The sequence below is a fragment of the Streptomyces sp. M-16 genome, assembly GCF_052114405.1.
GTDB lineage: Bacteria > Actinomycetota > Actinomycetes > Streptomycetales > Streptomycetaceae > Streptomyces.
Genome location: NZ_JBFRER010000004.1, coordinates 37,462 through 53,526 on the forward strand (window position 1 = coordinate 37,462; position 16,065 = coordinate 53,526).

Here is a 16,065-nt window from a genome sequence, read left to right on the forward strand (position 1 = left end):
GCTACGCCTCCTCTTCCTTCTTGTCCTTGCGGTTGAACTCGATCTCGACACGCGCCTTGGCGATGTCGGTGAAAGCGATGCGGCGGGTGGTCGCCTTGCGGCCCTTCACACCCGGTACTTCGAGGTCCAGGCCCTCGTCGTCGACGCCGAGGATGCGGGCGACCAGTTCCCCGGCACCCTTTTCACCGTCGGCGGACAGCTGAAACTTCACGAGACGACCGGTCGCCCGAACGTAGTGACGGTGCTCGCTGAGCGGCCGGTCCGCACCCGGGGAACTGACTTCGAGGACGTACTCGTCCTCACCCATCACATCGGAAGCGTCGAGCAGGTCGGAGACCTCACGGCTCAGCTCGGCACAGGCGTCCAGCTCCACGCCCTCATCGGAATCCACGACGATCCGCAGCATGCGGCGCTTGCCCGCCTTGGACAGTTCGATCTCTTCGAGGTCCAGTCCCTTGGCGGTGACGAGCGGCTCCAGCAGTCCGCGCAGCCTGTCGCTCTGGGTGGTGCTCATCCGGGTGACTCCTCGGCCGCGTGTGCTGTTGTGGTTTTCGTCGCGTGTCAGGTCAAAGGGTATCCGGTCGCGGAGGGTGTTGCCGTCCGCTCTCCCCACGGGCCCCCGGGTACCGTGATCACACCCTGCCCAGACCCCACCCCCGAGGACGGCGCCGTGCCCTGGACCCTGCCCCCCCGGCCCTCCCGAAGGAGCCTGCTCACCGGAGCCGCCGGCGCGGCCGGGGCCGCCCTGCTCGCCGGATGCACCGACGGGGGCGGCCCGTCCGGGGACGGCACCGGGATTCCACTCGAACGGCGGATGCGGGACGGCGCCGTTCGTGACAGTGCGCGGCTGCTCGAACGCTACGACGCCACCCTCGCCGTGCATCCCGCGCTGGCGGAGCGGCTCGCACCGCTGCGGGCCGCCGTCGCGGCGCACTCGGCGGCCCTGGCCTTCCCGGCCCCGGACGCCGGGGGCCGCACCCCGGCCGCCCGTTCCTCCTCCCCCTCGCCCTCCGCCTCCGCGGCCACCACCGCGCCGTCCGGGCCCCCGGCGGCGAGCCGTGCGGCCGTCCCGCCGAAGCCCGCCGAGGCGCTGAGCTCCCTCGCCGACGCCGAGCGGAGCCTGTCGCAGGCGCGCACCATCGCGCTGGCCGGGGCCCCCGGGGAACTGGCCCGGCTGCTGGCCTCCGTCGCCGCCTGCGGCGCCGTCCACGCGTACCTGCTCACCTCCACCGGAGCCGCCTCGTGAAGCCCGAACCCTCCCCCGCCGGCCGTGCGCTGCAGGCCGCCCAGGCCGCCCTGGCCGCCGAGCACGCGGCGGCGTACGGGTACGGGGTGATCGGCGCCCGGGTCGCGGCGGACCGCGCCGCCGAGGCCCGCGACGCGTACGGCACCCATGTGGCCCGGCGCGACGCGCTCACCCGCACGGTGCGCGGGCTGGGCGGCGCGCCCGTGGCCGCCGAGGCGGCGTACGCCCTGCCCTTCGAGCTGCGCACCCCCGAGGACACCACGCGGCTGGCCGCCGTGATCGAGGACCGGGTGGCGGGCGCGTACTCCGATCTGGTGCGGGCGGCGGACGGCCAGTTGCGCCGCGAGGCGGCCGACGCGCTGAGCGCCGCGGCCGTCCGCGCGGCACGCTGGCGCGGCAGCGGCGTAGCCTTCCCTGGGCTCACGGAACGCTCCGACCGAGCTCCCACCAGCTGAAAGGGACCACGCACGCATGGCTTTCGAACCGCCGCAGCGGCTTGTACGGGCGCTCGGCGAGCTGCCGGAGGAGGAGCGGGACACCCAGTGGCTGGGGCGCCTGCCCGAGCTCACCGAGGAGGCGCTGCACCGGCGGCAGGTCGTGGCCCAGCGGGTCCAGGCCCCCGGCGGCCGCAGCAGCCTGGTGCTCCTCGTCCGGTACGCCGACGGCACCCCGGCGGCCCTCAAGCTGGCCCCGCCCGGGGCCCGGCCGGACCGGGAGCTGGCGGCGCTCGCCCACTGGGGCGGTTTCGGGGCCGTACGGGTCCTCGACTCCCGCCACCACGAGGCGGACGGGGCCCTGCTGCTGGAGCGGCTGCACCCGGAGGTCTCGCTGCGTTCGCTGCCGGACGCCAAGGCCCTGCTGGAGGCGTGCGGCACGTTGCGGCGGCTGTGGGTGGAGCCGCCGCCCGGTCACCCCTTCGAGACGGTGGCCGAGCGCACGGCCCGCCAGGGCGAGGCGCTGCGCGCCGCGCCCGCGGAGGTGCGGGCGCTCGCGGACTCGGCGCTGGCGGTGCGCGCGGAGCTGACGGCGCTGCCGGGCGAGGAACTGCTGCTGCACGGGAACTTCCGGCAGGGCAAGGTACTGGCCGGGGAGCGGGCACCGTGGCTGACGGTGGGCCCGGACCCGCTGGTGGGAGAGCGGGCCTACGACCTGGCCCGGCTGGTGCGGGACCGGCTGGAGGACCAGATGGCCACCTCGGCGGGGGCGGCCGGGGCCCGGCGGCGGGTGCACCGGCTCGCGGACTCGCTGGGGGTGGACCGCGACCGGCTGCGGGGCTGGACGGTGTTCAGGGCGGTGGAGTCCGGGGTGCGGGCGCTGGCCGCCGGGCGGCGCGGGGACGCGGAGCTGCTGCTGGAGTTCGCCGCCTGGCTGTAGGGCATACCGTAGGTAAGAGGTATGAGTCCGGCAGGGGGCCGTCATGGTCGAGGAACTGCTGACAGCGGCGGTGGCCGCCGCCGCGGGTGTGATGGTGTACACGGGCGTGGCGGCCCGGGTGGTGAAGCAGTACGAGCGAGGCGTGGTCTTCCGCTTCGGCCGGCTGCGGGACGGCGTCCGCGGCCCCGGGTTCACGATGGTGCTGCCGTTCGTGGACCGGCTGCGCAAGGTGAACATGCAGATCGTGACGCTGCCGGTGCCGGCCCAGGAGGGCATCACCCGGGACAACGTCACGGTGCGGGTCGACGCGGTCGTGTACTTCAAGGTCGTGGACCCGGCCAACGCGATCATCGAGGTGGAGGACTACCGGTTCGCGGTCTCCCAGATGGCGCAGACCTCGCTGCGTTCGATCATCGGCAAGAGCGATCTGGACGACCTGCTGTCCAACCGGGAGCAGCTCAACCAGGGGCTGGAGCTGATGATCGACAGTCCGGCGGTGGGCTGGGGCGTGCAGATCGACCGGGTCGAGATCAAGGACGTGTCGCTGCCGGAGACCATGAAGCGGTCGATGGCCCGGCAGGCGGAGGCCGACCGTGAGCGGCGGGCCCGCGTGATCAACGCGGACGCGGAGCTCCAGGCCTCGAAGAAGCTGGCGCAGGCCGCCGCCGTGATGTCGGAACAGCCCGCCGCCCTCCAACTGCGCCTGCTCCAGACGGTGGTGGCGGTCGCGGCGGAGAAGAACTCCACCTTGGTACTGCCGTTCCCGGTGGAGTTGCTGCGCTTCCTGGAACGCGCCGCCCCCGCGACGGCCCCGGACACCCCGGCGGCGGCGCCCGCGCCCGCGCCGGACACCGCCACCCGGGGCCGGGCTCCGGGCGCGCTGACGCCGGTCGCGTCACCGCCCCCTCCGGCGCGGCCCGAGGAGCGGCCGGAGGGGTGGCCGGAGGAGCAGCCGGAGGGCTGGCCCGAGGAGCGGCCGGAGGGGCGGCGGGCGGAGCCTGCCTAGGCCTGGCCGGCCGGTGCGTTCAGGCGGGCGAGGGCCTCGTCCAGGGGGAGTTCCTCGCGGGTGCCGGCCGCGCGGTCCTGGAGTTCGACGACGCGGTCGCCCGAGCGGCGGCCCGCCACCAGGATCCGGGGCACGCCGATGAGTTCGGCGTCGGTGAGCTTGACGCCCGGGGAGAGTCCGGGCCGGTCGTCGAGCAGGACCCGGTGTCCGGAGGCGGCCAGCGCTTCGGCCGCCTCCTCGGCGAGCGCCAGCGGGACGGCCTTGCCGGCGGCCACGACGTGGACGTCGGCCGGCGCCACGGCGGCGGGCCAGCACAGGCCCCGGTCGTCGGCGGTCTGCTCGGCGAGCGCGGCGACGGCGCGGGAGACGCCGATGCCGTAGGAGCCCATGGTGACCCGGACGGGCTTGCCCTCCTTGCCGAGGACGTCGAGCCCGAAGGCGTCGGCGTACTTGCGGCCGAGCTGGAAGATGTGCCCGATCTCGATGGCCCGGTCCAGGCGCAGTCCGGCCCCGCAGGAGGGGCAGGGGTCGCCCGGCTCGACGACGACCACGTCGAGGTGGCGGTCGACCTCGAAGTCCCGGCCGCAGACCACGTTGCGGGCGTGCGTGTCGGCCCGGTTGGCGCCGGTGACCCAGGCCGTGCCGGGAGCCACGCGCGGGTCGGCGATGTAGGGCACCTTGTCCAGGCCCTGCGGGCCGACGTAGCCGCGTACGAGGTCGGGACGGCCGGCGAAGTCCTCGGCCGTCACCAGCTCGACCACGGCCGGGGCGAGGTGCTCGCCGAGCTTGCCGAGGTCCACCTCGCGGTCGCCGGGGACGCCGACGGCCGTGATCTCTCCGTCGACCTTGACGAGGAGGTTCTTCAGAGTCGCCGAGGCGGGGACGCCCAGGTGCGCCGCCAGCGTCTCGATCGTGGGGGTGTCGGGGGTGTCCACCTCCTCGATCGCCGGGTGTTCGGCGGTCACGGGCGTCAGCGCGAAGGTCACGGCCTCGGTGTTCGCCGCGTAGTCGCAGGACGGGCAGTCCACGAAGGTGTCCTCGCCGGCCGCGGCCGGGGCCAGGAACTCCTCGGACGCCGATCCGCCCATCGCCCCGGAGACCGCGGAGACGATCCGGTGGTCCAGGCCGAGTCGCTCGAAGATCCGTACGTAGGCCTCGCGGTGGAGCCGGTAGGACTCGGCCAGGCCCTCGTCGGACACGTCGAAGGAGTAGGAGTCCTTCATCTGGAACTCGCGCCCGCGCAGCACTCCGGAGCGGGGGCGGGCCTCGTCGCGGTACTTGGTCTGGATCTGGTAGAGCATGACCGGCAGGTCCTTGTAGGACGTGCACTGGTCCTTCACGACGAGGGTGAAGATCTCCTCGTGGGTGGGGCCGAGCAGGTAGTCGGCACCCTTGCGGTCCTTGAGTCGGAACAGCAGGTCGCCGTACTCGGACCAGCGGCCGCTGACCTCGTAGGGCTCCTTCGGCAGCAGGGCCGGGAGCAGCACTTCCTGCGCCCCGATGGCGTCCATCTCCTCGCGGACGATGCGCGAGACGTTGTCCAGGACGCGCTTGCCGAGCGGCAGCCAGGTCCACACCCCCGCCGAGCTGCGCCGGACGTAACCGGCGCGTACGAGGAGGCGGTGGCTGAGGGTTTCGGCGTCGGCCGGGTCCTCACGGAGGGTCTTGGCCATGAGGCGGGACATGCGCTGCACGTGTTGCGTAGACATGTCCGGAGGCTACCGGGGCGGGTGCGGCTCCCGGAAACCGTTTCGGGGGCCGAGCAGCGGGAGCCGCGCGCCCATGACCGCGTACGGGAGGCTCGCGCTCGGGAAGTGCACGCGGCGGGCCAGGTCCCGGTAGCCGAGGGCCGTGTAGAGGCCCCGGGCGGGACTGTCGGTGTCGATGGCGGAGAGGATCGAGTGGGCTTCGCTCGCCTCGTCGGTGAGCCGGGTGATGAGGGCGCGGCCGACGCCGTGGCCCTGGAACCCGGGGTGTACGTGGAGCTCGGTGATGACGAAGGAGCCGTCGAGCCAGCCGTCGGCGCCGCCGGCGCGCAGGTACGGCTCGACGATGGTGGACCACCAGTGGGCGCGGTCGTTGGGCATTCCGTAGACGAACCCGGCGAGGGTCCCGTCGTCGGTGTAGGCGCCGAGCGCGCGGGCGCCGGGGCAGGTCATGTGGCGCTGGACGATGTAGCGCCGGATGCCGACCTCCTCCTCGCTGAGCCCGAAGGCCACGGCCTGGACGCGCAGGGCCTCGTCCACGCGGCCGGCGAGGTCGAGGGGCCCGATGCGGAGTCCGGCGGGCCGTGCGGGGTCGTCGCCCCCGGGGGTAGGAAGCATGCGGCGACCTTACTGCGGGGTAGTGCCGCTCGGGTACGGCTTCCGCGAGGAAAAGGGGAGCTCGGGACGGGGGGAGGGAGCGGAGCCCGGGAGGGGACCCTCAGAACAGGATGCTCATGAACGCGCCGACCTCGCGGAAGCCGACCCTGCGGTAGGAGGCGCGGGCCGCGGTGTTGAAGTCGTTGACGTAGAGGCTGACGACGGGGGCGATGTCGCGCAGGGCGTACTCGACGACGGCGGCCATGCCGGTCTCGGAATGGCCGCGGCCGCGGAACTCGGGATCGACCCAGACGCCCTGGATCTGGCAGGCGCGGGGGGTGGCGGCGCCGATCTCGGCCTTGAAGACGACCTTGCCGTCCTCGACGCGGGCGAACGAGCGGCCGGAGCCGACCAGCTCGGCGACCCGGGCCTGGTAGAGGAGGCCGCCGTCGCCGGCGAGCGGGGAGATGCCGACCTCCTCGGTGAACATGGCCACGCAGGCGGGCATGATCAGGTCCATCTCGTCCTTGCGGACGCGGCGCACCAGGGGGTCGGCGGCGACCTGGGCGGACGGCTGCTCGATGACCATGAGGGGCTGGTGGGCGCGCACGTCGCGGGCCGGTCCCCAGCTGGGCTCCAGGAGCTTCCACAGCAGCCGGGTGGCCTCGGCGGGCCCGACGATGGAGGAGCAGCGGCGGCCGGTGCGGCGGGCCCGGTCGGCGAAGGCCCGTACGGCGTCGGGTCCGGCGCAGACGGGGACGAGGTTGGCGCCGGCGTAGCAGAGCGAGCGGAGCTCTCCGTCGGCGTACCAGCCCCACATCTCCCCGCCCAGGCGCCAGGGGTCGAGCCCCGCGACCTGGACCCGGGAGGTGACGAAGGCGTTCTCGACCGGCGCGCGTCCGAGGATGTCGAGCGCGGCGTCGAGATCACTGGGGTCAAGGACCCGGGTGGTGGTCTGCGTCAACACTGGGGCCTCACCGTGCAAGTCCGCTGATCTCCGCACTGTACCCGCCGTCGCCTGCGGATGCCCTGTCCCGCGGGTCACGAAAAGACCCCGGCCCCGCCCCCGAACTGCGGGAACGGGACCGGAAGGGGGTCCACCCGACCCCACGCGCAGCTCGCGCGGGGATCCTGAGCCGAAGGGGCGCGCCGTGCTCTTCGGGGCCTCGCGCGCAGGGCCGTGGGGAACGAGCGGTCCGAGCACGTGGCCCCCGAAGAGCACGGCATCAGCGCCCCGGAGGCGAAGGAGCCCGAAAGGGAAGGGAGCGCTCAGACGCCGATGGCGACGGTGGGCTCGCCGGAGGTGACGCCGTCCTTCTCCATCTGCTCGGCGATCTTCATCGCCTCTTCGATGAGGGTCTCGACGATCTTCGACTCGGGGACGGTCTTGATGACCTCGCCCTTCACGAAGATCTGGCCCTTGCCGTTGCCGGAGGCGACGCCGAGGTCGGCCTCGCGGGCCTCGCCGGGGCCGTTGACGACGCAGCCCATGACCGCGACGCGCAGGGGGACCTCCATGCCCTCCAGGCCCGCCGTGACCTCCTCGGCCAGCTTGTAGACGTCCACCTGGGCGCGGCCGCAGGACGGGCAGGAGACGATCTCCAGGCGGCGCGGCTTGAGGTTCAGCGATTCCAGGATCTGGTTGCCGACCTTGACCTCCTCGACCGGCGGGGCCGAGAGGGAGACGCGGATGGTGTCGCCGATGCCCTCGGAGAGCAGCGCGCCGAAGGCGACGGCGGACTTGATGGTGCCCTGGAAGGCGGGGCCGGCCTCGGTGACGCCGAGGTGCAGCGGGTAGTCGCAGGCGGCGGCCAGCTGGCGGTAGGCGTTGACCATGACGACCGGGTCGTTGTGCTTGACCGAGATCTTGATGTCGCCGAAGCCGTGCTCCTCGAAGAGGGAGGCCTCCCACAGCGCGGACTCGACCAGCGCCTCAGGGGTGGCCTTGCCGTACTTCTTCAGCAGGCGCGCGTCGAGGGAGCCCGCGTTGACACCGATGCGGATCGGGGTGCCGGTGTCCTTGGCGGCCCGCGCGATCTCCTTGACCTTGTCGTCGAACTGCTTGATGTTGCCCGGGTTCACGCGGACGGCGGCGCAGCCGGCCTCGATCGCGGCGAACACGTACTTCGGCTGGAAGTGGATGTCGGCGATGACCGGGATCTGCGACTTCTTCGCGATGACGGCCAGCGCGTCGGCGTCGTCCTGGGTCGGGCAGGCGACGCGGACGATGTTGCAGCCGGAGGCGGTCAGCTCGGCGATCTGCTGGAGCGTGGCGCCGATGTCGGAGGTGCGGGTGGTGGTCATCGACTGCACCGAGATGGGTGCGTCGCCGCCGACGGCCACGGAACCGACCTGGATCTTGCGGCTGACCCGGCGGTCGGCAAGCTTCGTCGGCACGGACGGCATTCCGAGAGAGATGGCAGTCATCTGCTGTGCAACCCCAAGGTGTGGATCAAGGTCCCGAGATCGGCGGGCTCCAGCCTTCGAGATTACGCCAATCCCCACGGTCCCCCCGCATCCGAGGGGGTTCGCCACCCGAACGTAGGGAGCCGGGCACGATGCGTGCCCGGCTCCCCGGCCCGTGCTGTACCGCGCTCCGCCGCTAGGTGATCTTGATCGGGTTCACCACGTCCGCGACGAGCACCAGCAGGGTGAAACAGACGAAGACACCGGCGACCACGTACGCGGCGGGCATCAGCTTGGCCACGTCGAAGGGGCCGGGGTCGGCGCGCCGGAAGAGCTTGGCGACGCTGCGGCGCAGGGACTCCCACAGGGCGCCCGCGATGTGTCCGCCGTCCAGGGGCAGCAGGGGCAGCATGTTGAACAGGAACAGGGAGAGGTTGAACATGCCCAGGACGTTGAGCAGGATCGAGAACTTCTGCTCGCCGGGCAGGTCCAGGGCGGCGATGTCCCCGCTCATGCGGGCCGCGCCCACGATGCCCATCGGGGAGTCGGGCTCGCGCTCGGCTCCGTCGAAGGCCGCGTTCCACAGGGCGGGGATCTTGGCGGGGAGCTTGACCAGACCCTGGATGCTGCCGTCCACGATCTCGCCCATGTGGTCCACGGACTCGCCGAAGGACAGGGCCGCGATCTCGTTCTTCGGGCTGAAGCCGAGCCAGCCGGCCGTCACGTACTCGCCCTTGACGTAGCCGCCGTGGCCGTCGGTCTTGGCGACCCGGTTCTCGATGAGGTTCACGGGGACGACCACCCGCTGCCCGTCGCGCACGACGGTGACGGTGGTGGCGCCGATGGTGTCGCGGATCCGCTTCTGCAGCTCGGACCAGTCGGAGACCGGCCGCCCGCCGAAGGCGACGATCTTGTCGTCGGCCCGCAGGCCGGCCTTCTTGGCCGGGGCCACCGGGTCACCGGCCTTGCAGACCTCGCGGTTCTCGCTCTGCTGGATGACGCAGGGCGAGACGCTCGCGATCTGGGTGGTCGTCCGGTTGATCCCGAAGGTCATCCAGACGCCGAAGAAGATCGCCAGGGCGAGCACCAGGTTCATGAAGGGGCCCGCGAACATCACGATGACGCGCTTCCAGGGCTTGCGCGTGTAGAAGAGCCGCGACTCGTCCCCGGGCTGGAGCTCCTCGTAGGCCGCCGAGCGGGCGTCCTCGATCATGGAGCGGAACGGGGAGGTGGAGCGGGCCGTGACCCTGCCGTCCTCACCGGGCGGGAACATCCCGATCATGCGGATGTAGCCGCCCATGGGGATGGCCTTGATCCCGTACTCGGTCTCGCCCTTCCTGCGCGACCAGATGGTCTTGCCGAAGCCGACCATGTACTGGGGCACGCGGATGCCGAAGAGCTTGGCCGTGGAGAGGTGGCCGAGCTCGTGCCAGGCGATCGAGAACAGCAGTCCGCCCACGAAGACGAGCACACCGATCAGATTCAGCACCAGCGTCATGCGCCCGCCTCCAAGGCGGCCCGCGCCGCCATCTCCCGTGCCCGGGCCCTGGCCCAGGTCTCCGCTTCGAGGACGTCCGCCACGGTCAGGGAGGTTCCCGACTCCGGCGTCCCGTGCTCGTCGACCACCGCAGAGACGGTATCCATGATTGCTGTGAACGGCAGCCGACCGGCCAGGAAGGCCTCGACGCACTCCTCGTTCGCCGCATTGAACACGGCGGGCGCGGTGCCGCCCAGGGTGCCGACGTGCCGGGCCAGGCCCACGGACGGGAAGGCCTCGGTGTCCAGCGGGAAGAACTCCCAGCTCGACGCCTTGGTCCAGTCGAAGGCGGGGGCCGCGTCCGGGATCCGCTCGGGCCAGCCCAGACCGATCGCGATGGGGCCGCGCATGTCCGGCGGGGTGGCCTGGGCGAGGGTGGAGCCGTCGGTGAACTCGACCATGGAGTGCACGTAGGACTGCGGGTGGACGACGACCTCGATCCGGTCGAAGGGGATGTCGTAGAGCAGGTGGGCCTCGATGACCTCCAGGCCCTTGTTGACCAGGGTGGCGCTGTTGACGGTGATCACCGGGCCCATGGCCCAAGTGGGGTGTGCGAGGGCGTCCTCGACCGTGACGGAGGCCAGCTCCGCGCGGGTGCGGCCGCGGAAGGGACCGCCGGAGGCGGTGACGACGAGCTTGCGGACGTCGGCGCGGGTGCCGGCGGCCAGTGCCTGGAAGAGGGCCGCGTGCTCGGAGTCCACCGGGATGATCTGGCCGGGCTTCGCGAGGGCCTTGACCAGCGGGCCGCCGACGATCAGCGACTCCTTGTTGGCCAGGGCCAGGGTGCGGCCCGCCCGCAGTGCGGCCAGGGTGGGCGCCAGGCCGATGGAACCGGTGATGCCGTTGAGGACGGTGTGGCATGCGGAGGCGGCGAGTTCGGTCGCCGCGTCGGGTCCGGCGAGGATCTCCGGCAGCGGCTCGGAGGCACCGTACTGCTCGCTCAGCGCCTCTTTGAGGGCCGGTACGGCGTCCTCGCGGGCGACGGCCACCTTCTCGGCGCGCAGCAGCCTGGCCTGTTCGGCGAGCAGCCCGACGCGTCCGCCGGCGGCGGACAGCGCGGTGACCCGGAAGCGGTCCGGGTTGCGCAGGGCGAGGTCGATGGCCTGGGTGCCGATGGACCCGGTCGACCCGAGGATGACGATGTCCCGGCGGCCGGCCGAGGCGTCGAAGAGGAGGTGCGGGTCGGCGAGGGGGGCTGGACTGTCGCTCATGCCCACCATTGTTGCCGCAACTCAGGGGCGCTCGGACAGGGAGTCCCCGTCCGCGACCCGCAGGAGGAGGTGCGGGAGCGTTCCGGCGAAGTCCGGGAGGGTCCGGGCCGCCTCCCACCAGGCGTCCGGATCCCCGTCCAGGGCCAGTGCGAACAGCCGGGCGGCCTCGGCGCGCGCGGCGAGCACGGCCTCCGGCCGGTCGTAGCGGTCGGGGTGGTCCACGTCGCCGAGCCAGTGGTCCTCGTCCAGGGCCCAGCAGGCGGGGAGCTTGTGCCGGATCACGTCGGTGCCGGTCAGCATCCCGCGGTCCAGGCAGTCCCGGACCCAGCGGATGTCCTCGTCGACGGTCTCCATGGGCACGGCGAGGCTGGTCAGGGCCAGTTCCCGCTCCACTCCCCCGGTCGGTTCGAGGGCGGCCGGGGCCAGGGCGCGCACGGCCTCGGCGAGGCCGTCGGCCGGCGGGCCGGGCGGGGGCCCGGGCAGGACGCCGTTCGCGACGCCGTGGGCGAGCGCGGTCAGCGCTCCCGGGAAGGACGGGGCCTGCCTCAGCAGTTCGGCCCACAGCCGCGGGTCGTCCCCCAGGGGTTCCAGCGCGCGGGTGGCCGCGGTGCGTATCTCCGCCCGCTCGGACAGGTTCCAGCGCAGGCCGCGGGTCCCGGTCGGGCGGCACAGCAGCAGGGCGCGGTGCGCGGGGGCGGTGTGGGCGACCAGTTCGGCCGGGGTGAGCAGGCCCATCCGGACGGCGCGGACGAACGGGCGGTGCCAGGCCCTGCCGTACGGGGCTGCGCCCGTGGTCGTCAGGAGCGCGCGCACGGTCTCCCGGGACGGCTCCGCGCGCATGAGCACGGCCTCCACGGAGCCGGGCGGCAGGGGCCGCCGCAGGTGCTCGGACGCCGGCAGCTCCGGGTCCGCCGTGTGCGGGAGCGCCAGGATGTCGAGCGGGACCCTGGGGTGGTGCGTGCCGTGGCGGCGGAGCAGGCCGATGAGCTCCTCGCCGCTCAGGGGGCCGTCGGCGGGGTCGCGGCCGAGTTCCGCGCGCAGCAGCGGCAGCAGCGCCTCAGGGGTGCGGCGGGCCGCGTAGCGTGCCGGGCCCGGCAGGCCGGGCAGCGGGCAGCCGCGCACGTAGGGGTTGCGGGCGACGAAGTGCCGGTCCCGGTCGGTGCCGTCGCGCACGAGGAGGGTGACGGCGGTGGCGGGCAGCCGCTCGTCGCGGCAGAGGTGGTCGCGGGTCTCGGGGTCGAGCCGGCCGATCAGGTCCGCTGCGATGTGCTGCGGTGCGTGGCGCAGTACGAGCGCCACGCACCAGGCCCGCCGCCGGCTGTCCCTGTGTCCGTCCATCGCCTTGCTCCGTGCCGCTCGTACGCCTGTCCGCTTCCCCGCCGTGCGGCGATGATCGCAGGTCAGCGCAGCGGACGGTGCACGTTTTTGTGTACGGAGGGGCCGGGGGCCGCCTCCGCGATCCACGGGCCGTCGCCCGAGGGGTCGAGGACGCCTTCCTCCAGCCAGGTGTAGGTGCCGCCGAGGACGCCTTCGACGACCTTGCGGTCGAGGTCGTCGGTGTTGGACCAAAGGCGGCCGAAGAGCTCCTCGACGCGGAGCCTGGACTGCCGGCAGAAGGCGTCGGCGAGCTGGTACGCCTCGCGGCCGTGGTCGCCGGTGGCGCGCAGGTGCTCGGCGCGGACGCAGGCGGCGCTCATGGCGAAGAGCTCGGCGCCGATGTCGACGATCCGGCCGAGGAACCCCTGCTTGGTCTCCATGCGGCCCTGCCAGCGCGCCATGGCCAGGAAGGTGGAGCGGGCGAGTTTGCGCGAGCCGCGTTCGACGTAGCGCAGGTGGGTGGCGAGGTCGGGGTGGCCCGCCGGGTGGAACTCCCGGTAGGTGCCGGGGACCTGGCCGGGGCCGGCGGCCAGCTTCGGCAGCCAGCGGGCGTAGAAGCCGGTGGCGCGGGCTCCGGCCCTGGCCTTGTCGGCAAGGGCCTTGTCGGGGTCGATGAGGTCCCCGGCGACCGAGAGGTGGGCGTCGACGGCCTCGCGGGCGATCAGCAGGTGCATGATCTCCGTCGAGCCCTCGAAGATCCGGTTGATGCGCATGTCGCGGAGCATCTGCTCGGTGGGCACGGCCCGCTCGCCGCGCGCGGCCAGCGACTCGGCGGTCTCGAAGCCTCGGCCGCCGCGGATCTGGACCAGCTCGTCGGCCATCAGCCAGCCCATCTCCGAGCCGTAGAGCTTGGCGAGGGCCGCCTCGATGCGGATGTCGTTGCGGTCCTCGTCGGCCATCTGGGAGGCCAGGTCGACCACCGCTTCGAGGGCGAAGGTGGTGGCCGCGATGAAGGAGATCTTGGCGCCGACGGCCTCGTGCCGGGCGACCGGGCGGCCCCACTGCTCCCGGACGCCGCTCCACTCGCGGGCGATCTTCAGGCACCACTTGCCGGCGCCGACGCACATCGCGGGCAGGGACAGGCGGCCGGTGTTGAGGGTGGTCAGCGCGATCTTGAGGCCGGCTCCCTCGGCGCCGATCCGCTGGGCGGCGGGCACCCGGACCCGGTGGAAGCGGGTGACGCCGTTCTCCAGGCCGCGCAGGCCCATGAAGGCGTTGCGGTGCTCGACGGTGATCCCCGGCGAGTCCGCCTCCACGACGAAGGCGGTGATCCCGCCGCGGTGCCCCTCGCTCTTCGGGACCCGGGCCATGACCACGAGGAGGTCGGCGACCACCCCGTTGGTGGTCCACAGCTTCACCCCGTCGAGCACGTAGGCGTCCTCGCCGTCCGGCACGGCCGTGGTGGCCAGGCGGGCCGGGTCGGAGCCGACGTCGGGCTCGGTGAGCAGGAAGGCGCTGATCGCGGAGGTGGCGCAGCGGGGCAGATAGGCGTCCTTCTGCTCCTTCGTGCCGAACATCTTCAGGGGCTGCGGGACGCCGATCGACTGGTGCGCGGACAGCAGGGCGCCGATGGCCGGGCTGACGGAGCCGACGAGGGCGAGCGCCTTGTTGTAGTAGACCTGGGTCAGCCCCAGGCCCCCGTACTCGGTGCCGATCTTCATGCCGAGGGCGCCGAGCTCCTTGAGCCCGCGCACCGTCTCGTCGGGGATCCGCGCCTCGCGCTCGATGCGGGGTCCGTCGATCTCGTTCTCGCAGAAGACCCGCAGCCGGGCCAGGAAGGCCTCCCCGCGCCGGACGTCCTCGTCGGCGGGGAGCGGGTGGGGGTGGATCAGGTCGAGCCGGAACCGCCCGAGGAACAGCTCCTTGGCGAAGCTGGGCTTGCGCCAGTCCTGTTCCCGGGCCGCTTCCGCGACCTGCCGCGCCTCGCGCTCGGTCACCTTGGGCTGTACGGGCTGTACGGGCTGCGTCGCTGACATCCGGGTGCTCACCTCGCCGTATCGGGGGGACTACCGATCGGTGCTACCTGTGAGTCGTACCCGTTCCGGGCACCCGGGAAAAGGCCCGTGCGGGTGGCGGGGAAAAGGGGGACGGCCGGAGCCCCCGCACAGTAGGCTCCGGCCGTCGGTCCGTGACCGTACGAGTCGGTCAGATGTCGAGGCCCGTGAGGACCAGGACGCGCTCGTACGTGTAGTCGTCCATCGCGTAGCGGACGCCCTCGCGGCCCACGCCGGACTGCTTGACGCCGCCGTACGGCATCTGGTCGGCGCGGTAGGACGGCGCGTCGCCGATGATCACACCGCCGACCTCCAGCTCGCGGTGGGCGCGGAAGGCGACCTGGATGTCGCGGGTGAAGACGCCGGTCTGCAGGCCGAACTTCGAGTCGTTGACGGCGGCGAAGGCCTCGTCGGTGTTCTCGACCTTCTGCAGGGTCAGGACCGGTCCGAAGACCTCCTCGACGGCGAGCGTGACGCCCTCGGGGAGTTCGGCGACGACGGTGGGCTCGTACGAGGCACCCTCGCGCTTGCCGCCCGTGAGCAGCTTGGCGCCGGCGGCGACGGCCTCGTCCACCCAGGACTCGACGCGCTTGGCGGCGTCCTCGGAGACGAGGGGGCCGACGTCGGTGGCGGAGTCGGACGGGTCACCGGTGACCTGCGCCTGGACCTTCGCGACGACCTTCTCGACGAGGCGGTCGTAGACGGAGGCGTCGGCGATCACGCGCTGCACGGAGATGCAGGACTGGCCGGCCTGGTAGTTCGAGAAGGTCGCGATACGGGTCGCGGCCCAGTCGAGGTCGGCGTCGGAGGACCAGTCGGCGAGGACCACGGCCGCGGCGTTGCCGCCGAGCTCCAGGGTGCAGTGCTTGTGGGGCACCGACTGCTGGATGGCGTAGCCGACCTTGTCGGAGCCGGTGAAGGAGATGACGGGCAGGCGCTCGTCCTTCACCAGGGCCGGCATCTTGTCGTTGGCGACGGGCAGCACGGACCAGGAGCCGGCCGGAAGGTCGGTCTCGGCCAGCAGCTCGCCCAGGATCAGGCCCGAGAGCGGGGTGGCCGGGGCCGGCTTCAGGATGATCGGCGCGCCGACGGCGATGGCCGGGGCCACCTTGTGGGCACACAGGTTCAGCGGGAAGTTGAACGGCGCGATGCCGAGGACCGGGCCCTTGACGAAGCGGCGGGTCAGGGCCAGGCGGCCGACGCCACCGGCGTCGGTGTCCAGGCGCTGGGCGTCTCCGCCGTTGAAGCGGCGGGCCTCTTCGGCGGCGAAGCGGAACACGGACACCGCACGGCCGACCTCACCGCGGGCCCACTTGACGGGCTTGCCGTTCTCGGCGGAGATCAGCTGGGCGATCTCCTCGGTGCGCTCGGTGAGCCGCTTGGACACGTGGTCCAGGGCGGCGGCCCGTACGTGGGCGGGGGTCGCGGAGAACTCCGCCGTCACGGCGTACGCCGCGGCCACGGCCTCTTCGACCTGGGCGTCGGTGGGCACGCTGACCGTGCCGACCAGACGGCCGTCCCACGGGTTGTGGACGTCGAAGCTGTCCTCGCCGGTGGCCTGGCGGCCGGCGAGCCAGAAGGCGTGGGTGGAAGTCATGCGAATCCCGGCCC

14 protein-coding genes are annotated in these 16,065 nt (G+C 72.8%); 4 read left to right on the forward strand and 10 right to left on the reverse strand.

Annotated elements, in window-relative coordinates:
• Position 1: 1 nt before the first annotated feature.
• Positions 2–514, reverse strand: coding sequence for a ribosome maturation factor RimP (gene rimP / locus AB4039_RS02855; protein WP_266842692.1), 513 nt, complete (start codon positions 512–514; stop codon positions 2–4).
• A gap of 156 nt (positions 515–670) precedes the next feature.
• Here rimP and AB4039_RS02860 point away from each other — a divergent pair, with 156 nt between their 5' ends.
• The 4 genes from AB4039_RS02860 to AB4039_RS02875 are packed head-to-tail and all read left to right on the forward strand — an operon-like array spanning position 671 to position 3,626.
• Positions 671–1,246, forward strand: a complete 576-nt coding sequence (locus AB4039_RS02860) for a hypothetical protein (RefSeq protein WP_442269900.1) — start codon at positions 671–673, stop codon at positions 1,244–1,246.
• Positions 1,243–1,701 (forward strand): DUF4439 domain-containing protein, encoded by a 459-nt coding sequence (locus tag AB4039_RS02865; RefSeq protein WP_266842688.1) that lies wholly within the window; start codon positions 1,243–1,245, stop codon positions 1,699–1,701. The genes AB4039_RS02860 and AB4039_RS02865 overlap by 4 nt, the downstream gene beginning before the upstream one ends.
• 16 nt (positions 1,702–1,717) lie before the next feature.
• On the forward strand, positions 1,718–2,620 hold the full coding sequence (locus AB4039_RS02870) for an aminoglycoside phosphotransferase family protein (RefSeq protein ID WP_442269901.1): 903 nt from the start codon (positions 1,718–1,720) through the stop codon (positions 2,618–2,620).
• Between the two features lie 43 nt (positions 2,621–2,663).
• On the forward strand, positions 2,664–3,626 hold the full coding sequence (locus AB4039_RS02875; protein ID WP_266842685.1) for an SPFH domain-containing protein: 963 nt from the start codon (positions 2,664–2,666) through the stop codon (positions 3,624–3,626).
• Here the strand turns inward: AB4039_RS02875 and AB4039_RS02880 are convergent.
• The 9 genes from AB4039_RS02880 to AB4039_RS02920 form a co-directional block, all read right to left on the reverse strand.
• Positions 3,623–5,335, reverse strand: coding sequence for a proline--tRNA ligase (locus tag AB4039_RS02880; RefSeq protein WP_266842683.1), 1,713 nt, complete (start codon positions 5,333–5,335; stop codon positions 3,623–3,625). The genes AB4039_RS02875 and AB4039_RS02880 overlap by 4 nt on opposite strands.
• A 9-nt stretch (positions 5,336–5,344) precedes the next feature.
• Entirely contained in the window at positions 5,345–5,950 is a 606-nt protein-coding gene (locus AB4039_RS02885; RefSeq protein ID WP_266842681.1) for a GNAT family N-acetyltransferase, read from the reverse strand.
• A gap of 100 nt (positions 5,951–6,050) precedes the next feature.
• A complete protein-coding gene (locus tag AB4039_RS02890; protein WP_442269902.1) occupies positions 6,051–6,896 on the reverse strand; it encodes a GNAT family N-acetyltransferase in 846 nt (281 codons plus the stop codon).
• 302 nt (positions 6,897–7,198) lie between these two features.
• Complete coding sequence (ispG, locus tag AB4039_RS02895) at positions 7,199–8,356, reverse strand: flavodoxin-dependent (E)-4-hydroxy-3-methylbut-2-enyl-diphosphate synthase (protein WP_266842678.1); 1,158 nt, start codon at positions 8,354–8,356, stop codon at positions 7,199–7,201.
• A gap of 175 nt (positions 8,357–8,531) precedes the next feature.
• Positions 8,532–9,833 (reverse strand): site-2 protease family protein, encoded by a 1,302-nt coding sequence (locus AB4039_RS02900; protein ID WP_266842677.1) that lies wholly within the window; start codon positions 9,831–9,833, stop codon positions 8,532–8,534.
• The gene (gene dxr, locus AB4039_RS02905) at positions 9,830–11,092 is read right to left on the reverse strand and encodes a 1-deoxy-D-xylulose-5-phosphate reductoisomerase (RefSeq protein ID WP_442269903.1); all 1,263 of its coding nucleotides are present in this window, start codon (positions 11,090–11,092) and stop codon (positions 9,830–9,832) included. Before dxr ends, AB4039_RS02900 begins: the two co-directional genes overlap by 4 nt.
• Positions 11,093–11,104: 12 nt before the next feature.
• A complete protein-coding gene (locus AB4039_RS02910) occupies positions 11,105–12,421 on the reverse strand; it encodes a hypothetical protein (RefSeq protein WP_442269904.1) in 1,317 nt (438 codons plus the stop codon).
• A gap of 62 nt (positions 12,422–12,483) precedes the next feature.
• Entirely contained in the window at positions 12,484–14,436 is a 1,953-nt protein-coding gene (locus tag AB4039_RS02915) for an acyl-CoA dehydrogenase family protein (protein ID WP_266842672.1), read from the reverse strand.
• Positions 14,437–14,605: 169 nt separating this feature from the next.
• Positions 14,606–16,051: an aldehyde dehydrogenase family protein gene (locus AB4039_RS02920; RefSeq protein WP_266842670.1), complete on the reverse strand. Its 1,446-nt coding sequence runs from the start codon at positions 16,049–16,051 to the stop codon at positions 14,606–14,608.
• Between the last annotated feature and the right edge of the window lie 14 nt (positions 16,052–16,065).